Source organism: Chitinivibrionales bacterium (assembly GCA_014728215.1).
Lineage (GTDB): Bacteria > Fibrobacterota > Chitinivibrionia > Chitinivibrionales > WJKA01 > WJKA01.
The window spans coordinates 1-6,201 of sequence record WJLZ01000078.1; the positions used below are offsets into that span (position 1 = coordinate 1).

Annotated in this window: 3 protein-coding genes; all 3 read left to right on the top strand. The window is 52.2% G+C overall.

Going from position 1 to position 6,201, the window contains the following annotated elements:
• Nucleotides 1-377: 377 nt before the first annotated feature.
• From GF401_05450 to GF401_05460, 3 genes are read left to right on the top strand one after another with little or no spacing between them, the layout of a single operon-like run.
• Nucleotides 378-1,772, top strand: a complete 1,395-nt coding sequence (locus GF401_05450; GenBank protein ID MBD3344489.1) for a TolC family protein — start codon at nucleotides 378-380, stop codon at nucleotides 1,770-1,772.
• Nucleotides 1,769-3,019 carry an efflux RND transporter periplasmic adaptor subunit gene (locus GF401_05455; protein ID MBD3344490.1) on the top strand — a complete coding sequence of 417 codons (1,251 nt, stop codon included), beginning with the start codon at nucleotides 1,769-1,771 and terminating at the stop codon, nucleotides 3,017-3,019. Before GF401_05450 ends, GF401_05455 begins: the two co-directional genes overlap by 4 nt.
• A gap of 17 nt (nucleotides 3,020-3,036) precedes the next feature.
• On the top strand, nucleotides 3,037-6,156 hold the full coding sequence (locus GF401_05460; protein ID MBD3344491.1) for a CusA/CzcA family heavy metal efflux RND transporter: 3,120 nt from the start codon (nucleotides 3,037-3,039) through the stop codon (nucleotides 6,154-6,156).
• Nucleotides 6,157-6,201 lie beyond the last annotated feature (45 nt).

Here is a 6,201-nt window from a genome sequence, read left to right on the forward strand (position 1 = left end):
AACGGGGATAAAAATAATTTCATTGTTCCCGAAAACAGCCGGAATAAAATTGAAAAACTATGTTCTAATACCGGCAAACATTCCTGTTTGTTTGTCTGGTCGGTAGAAAATCATTACCTGCCGATCCATTTAAACCGGCGGCATACATCTCTGTTTTCTTCGCTTCCCTCTCACCTTCCAAGCACGGTCCTTCAGATTTAGCAGCGCTTTCTTTCCAAATAATTACTCTTACTGTTCGATTTCACGGTCCTTTGGCGGCTGGATAATATCTATGTAATTCAGGCCGGGATCATGGAGATCAATCGATTAATTGGTGTTTGGATTCGTTGACATACCATTGATAATGTCAAAAACTACTTTTGACTGGAGAGAAAAATATGCGAATACCATTTTCCTTCTTCCCCGCTGTTTTGGTTGTATTGAGGGCGGGATTTGGTTTCGGGGAAGGAGTGGCGGCGCGCAGTTCGGAAGGCGGGGCTTTCCCTGTTCATATTCTGGAATGGCAGGCGCAGGAATTGTCTGTCGAGTGCCGACATGAGGCCGCAGTTCCGGAGGCGCTCGATCTGGCCACAGCCCTCAGCCTGGCGTTGCGCCATAATCCGTCACTTGCGGCCTGTTCGACGGAGATCCGTGCGCGTGAAGCCGCCGCTCTTCAGGCCGGCCTTCTCCCGAATCCTGAGCTGGAAGGAGAGATGGGAAATCTGGGTGGAAGCAATGAATTGCGGAGTTTAGAAGGTACCGAAATGACTGTTGGCATTTCTCAACGGGTGGAACCGGCCGGAAAGCGAAGAAAACGGCGCGTGGTTGCAGAGCATGAAAAACAACTCGCAGCATGGGACTATCAAATCAAAAAGCTTGATATCCTTGCAGCCACCGCCACGGCTTTTATTGAAGTCCTGGTAGCGCAGAAACAGGTGGCGCTCAATGATGAACTCTTTGATATTGCAAACAAGACAGCCTCGGCGGTTAGTGAAAAAGCGGCGGCGGGGAAAATCTCTCCCGTTGAAAAATCGCGGGCGCTGATAGAACTGGCTGCCGCCCGAACGGATGCCGCCGGGGCCGGCCGTGAATTGGAAGCCGCGAGGCGGCGTCTGGCAGGTTTCTGGGGTGCCGATCATGCGGCATTTTCCCATGTTGAAGGCGAATTGAATGGCCTCAGTACAGTACCTTCCGAAGATTCCCTTAAAGTATTACTTCCTCAAAATCCGGACCTTGCCCGCCGGCGTACCGCAATTGTACGAAGCAAGGCACGCTTTTCAAAGGCACGGACAGAGGCAGTCCCCGACCTGACCCTGCGTGCAGGATTCAAGCGTTCTCTTGAAACTCCGGACCAGACCTTTATGGTCGGTCTTTCTCTGCCGATACCGGTGTTCGATCGGAACAGGGGAGGCATAAAAGAAGCTCGGGCGCGAATGCAGAAAACGAAACTGGAGAAAGAAGCGGCGCAAATCGCGCTTTCCACCGCCCTTTCTGATGCCTGGCACCACCTCGCCGCCGCACATGCCGAAAATGTCAGCCTCCGTGAAGAGGTCCTTCCCGCGGCGATTACAACCTATGAATCCACCGAACTGGGGTACCGGGAAGGCAAGTTTGATTTTCTTCAGATGCTCGATGCGCAGCGAACGCTCTTTCTGATCAGGCAGCGATATCTGGATTCACTCGAAGAATGTCATCTTGCCGCAGTCGAGGTGGAACGTCTCACCGGTATGCCGGTAAATAATATTGTCAAAAAGAATAGCCGTTCCTCCGACGATAAGGAGACAAAAAAATGAGAAAAATGTTTGCAAAAGCGATAGCTGTGACCTGCATGGCGAGCGTTGGTTTGCCGATAGTGCACTGTACGGGGCGTGCGCACGAACAGGCTGGTACTAAAAAGCAAGGCCCGGTGCATGCAGATGACGGTGTGCACGATGAAAAAGGACATGAAAGGAATGCTGTTCATGCGCCCTCGGTCGTAAAAATAACAAAAGCTCAGGCGCAGCGATTCGGTATTAAAATCGCCGAGGCTGCCGAAGGTTCGTTGAACAGGGTGGTCCGTGTGCCGGGTGAAATACGGCTGGATGAAGAGAAGGCTGTTCATATCGTCACGCAGCTTTCCGGAATCGTCCGCAGCTCGCGGGTAAAAGTCGGCGACAAGGTGCGGGCCGGTCAAGTCCTGGCGGTCCTGGAGAGTCGGGAACTGGCCGAGGCAAAGGCCGCTTTTCTTGCAGCGACAAAACGGGAACGGCTTGCCCGGGATTTTTATGAGCGGGAAGAACGGTTGTGGAAAAAACAGGTGACCAGCGAACAGGAATATCTGACCGCCCGTCAGGTCCTTGCCGAAAGAAGTATCGAAAAAAAATCGGCCCGTCAGCAGCTTTTGGCCCTGGGGGTCCCGAAATCGTCAATCGGCGGAATGTCGGAATCGGAAGATAATCTCCTGTCAAGTTTTGTGGCGCGGGCGCCGATTAACGGACAGGTGTTGGAGAAACACCTTACCCTGGGGGAATCGCTCCCCAATGGCACAAAGATTTTCGTTATCGCCGACCTGTCCACAGTATGGCTGGACCTGACGGTCGGTCATGAAGATCTTGCGGAACTCAGAGAAGGACTGGCTATCGATCTTGCACTGCCCGGTAAACAGAAGGTCGAGGCGAAGGTTGCCTATGTGTCACCTGTTGCCAACCCTGAGACACGGACGGTTACTGTTCGCGCCGTAGTAGAAAATGAGGAGGGTTTACTGCGACCGGGTCTCTTTGTGCAGGCTGATATACGGTTGCCGTCGGAGGATAAAGCGCTTTTAGTCCACAAAGGCAGTGTCCAGAATGTCAATGATCATCCGTGTGTATTTGTGTGGAATAAGGGGGTGTTTGAGCTGCGGGAAATCGTACCGGGGGTTTCGGACAATAGCCGTACCGAAGTCCTGCAAGGTCTTACGGCCGGTGAAAAGATCGCTGCAAAAAATGCCTTTCACCTGAAAGCCGAATATGTCAAAGCGGCCGGCGGTAATACCGGTTGCAGCCACGGACATGCTCATTGACGATTGGAGATAATTACATGATGCCAAAAATAATATCAGTCCTGTTACGGCATAAGCTGTTGTCGTCCCTCATTGTTCTGGTTATCGTTGCTTTAGGCTTGTTCTCCATCAGAAATCTACCTATCGACGCTTTTCCGGATGTCAGCCCTAATCTGGTACAGGTTTTCGCCGAAGTAGACGGGATGGCTCCCGAAGAAGTGGAGCAGCTTGTTACCCGTCCCACCGAAACGGCGATGCGCAGTATACCCGGGGTGGAGAAGATACGGTCAATTTCATCGCTGGGACTCTCGACGGTCAACATCTATTTCAGGGATGATATCGATATTTACCTGGCTCGGCAACTGGTGGCCGAACGGCTCAAAATGGCGGAGGAGAACATCCCCGAGGGCGCGGGGCTTCCCCACGGGCTCGAAATGGGGCCGGTGGCAAGCGGGATGGGCAAAATCCTCGCCTACTATCTTGATGCAGGCGACAAGGACATCGTGGAGGTCCGTACTCTGCACGAATGGGTAATCAAACGGGGCCTCGAGACCTTGCCCGGAGTGGCAAAAGTGGTTAGCCAGGGGGGGTACCTGAAACAGTATGAAGTCGAATTGTCGCCCGAAAAGCTTCTGGCATACCGACTCAGTCCCTTAGATGTCAGCCGTGCGATTGAGGAAAACAACGCCAATGTGGGAGCCGGTGTTATCACCCGTGAAAGTGAAGAACTCATTGTGCGCACCCTCGGACGGGTCGGTACGGTGGAGGAAATCGAAAATGTCGTGATAAAAAGCGTAGACGGCCAACCGGTGCTGGTCCGCGATGTTGCCTCAGTGTTCGGCGGGAAGGCGTTCCGGCGGGGAGTGGCGGTTCTCGACGGTGAAAGGGAAGTCGTACTGGGGGGCATTTACAAACTTCATCGCGCCAACTCATTCAAAGTAATCACCGACCTGCGCAGGCGGATTGCCGAACTTAATGCCACGCTTCCTCCCGGCATTCGCATTGTACCCTACTATGACCAGGCCGAGTTGGTTGCCAGCAGTATCAACACGGTCAGGAATTCGCTCATTCTGGGACTCATCCTGGTTTCGGTTGTCGCGTTTTTGTTTCTTGGAAACCTGCGCAATGCTCTGATTATGGTTTGTTCGATGCCCTTCTCGTTGCTTTTCGGTATTATCATGCTGGAGCGCGCCGGGATGTCCGGGGATCTTATTTCCCTGGGGGGTATGGCCGTTGCCTTGGGAATGATTATCGACGCCGCTATAATTATCGTTGAAAAGATGCAGACCTCGGTTACGACAACCGGCAATGAGCAAGATGTTGAGAAGGGGATTCTGGAAGCTGCAAGGGAAGTCGGGCGGCCGATTCTCTTTGCGGTTTTTGTTGTTTCGGTGGTGTTTTTCCCTATTTTTACCCTGGGCGAAATAGAAGGCAAAATGTTCCGGCCCCTTGCTTTTGCAGTGGTGGCAACCATGGCGGGGTCCTTGATATATGCCTTGCTGATTGCGCCGGTCTTTTTCAGCCTTCTGCAGCGGTTCGATAAAAAGCGTTCCGACCAGGGACAGGGAAAATATCTCGGGCCGGTTCTTGATATATACGAACGCGCTGTGCGTAAAGCCGTCAACAGGCCGGGGCGGATAATAGGAGTCTGCTTAGTGATACTGGCGATCGGTGTGATTAGCTTTACCCGCCTGGGACGGGAGTTTATTCCTACTCTGCAGGAAGGCTCTATCAATTGCTACGCTTATATGAATCCCAATGTGTCACTTGATGAAATAAAAAAGGTGTGCACCGACATATCGCTCAGTGCAAAGGAAGTGCCGGAAATTAAGAATGTGGTGGCGGATATCGGCTACGGTGAGGTTGGGCCCCACATGCACCACACGAATTACGGTTGCATTACCATTACCCTCAAACGTCGGTCTTTCCGGCAAAAGAGACGGACCCAGGAGGAAATTGTGGAAGCGCTGGATGAAAAGCTGCGTAACACCCTGGGGGTGGCTATCGGATTTTCCCAGCCCATTGCCCATGAACTCGACGGTCTCATTGCCGGAGCCGGGGCAGAAGTGGTGATTAAGATATTCGGCGATGATATGGACCGGCTCAAAGAGCTTGCAGGCAGAGTGGAGCATGTGGTTTCGGATATTTCAGGCGTCAGCGATTTACGGGTGGAACAGACTGACGGTCAGACCCAGATGCAGGTCATTCTCGATGATTCCCGGCTTGCGCGCTATGGGCTGAACAAGCGGGAAGTCCAGGAGGTCGTCCGTCAAGCCCTCACCGGTACTGTTGCCGGTGAAGTTTTCGAGGGACAACAGACCTTTCGCATCCTGGTGCGGCTGGATAAACGGTTCCAGGAAAACCGGGACGATCTTGCCGACCTGCTTATCAAGGGGCCATCGGGCGAACACCTCCGTCTGGGCGATATTGCACACATAAAAACCCGGACCGGACTCCGGCAGATCAGCCGCGAAAATACCCAGCGCTATATCTCGGTTCTCTGTAATGTTCGTGGGCGGGATGTGGGTACCTTTGTTGTCGATGCGAAAAAGGTTGTCGAGAAAGCCGATATTCTTCCTCCGGGATACCGGATCGACTGGGGTGGAAAGTTTGAACTTCAGCAGGCCGCAAACCGTCGACTGGCAATTGTCATACCGGTCACGCTGATCATTGTCGTCATATTGCTCTACGGGCTCTTTAATTCGATTCGCCTTACCCTGGTCATCCTCGTGAACATACCTCTGGCGCTGGTGGGCGGTATCGTCGCATTGGGCGTCTTAGGGGAGAATATAAGTATTCCATCATCCATTGGTTTTATCGCGTTGTTCGGTATCGCGCTTACCGACGGCGTTGTTTTAATAAGTAAATTTGAACAACAGAAAGAAAGGGGGAAAAACATTACCGATGCGGTAATTGCGGGTTGCCGGAGCAAATTCAGGCCCGTAATGATGACCACGCTTACTACTGTCCTTGGTCTTGTTCCATTGGTTTTGGCAACCGGTACGGGATCCGAAATTCAGCGCCCACTCGCCATTGTCGTGGTCTTCGGACTTATTACCTCGACAGTGGTAACACTCTTTGCGGTGCCGACTATCTATTTCTGGGTCGAAAAGAAACAGTCACAACGTCATTTAAGTCAACAAAACAGAAAAACGTGAATAAAGGAGAAACAATGAAACGAATTACTCAGATAATAATCATGG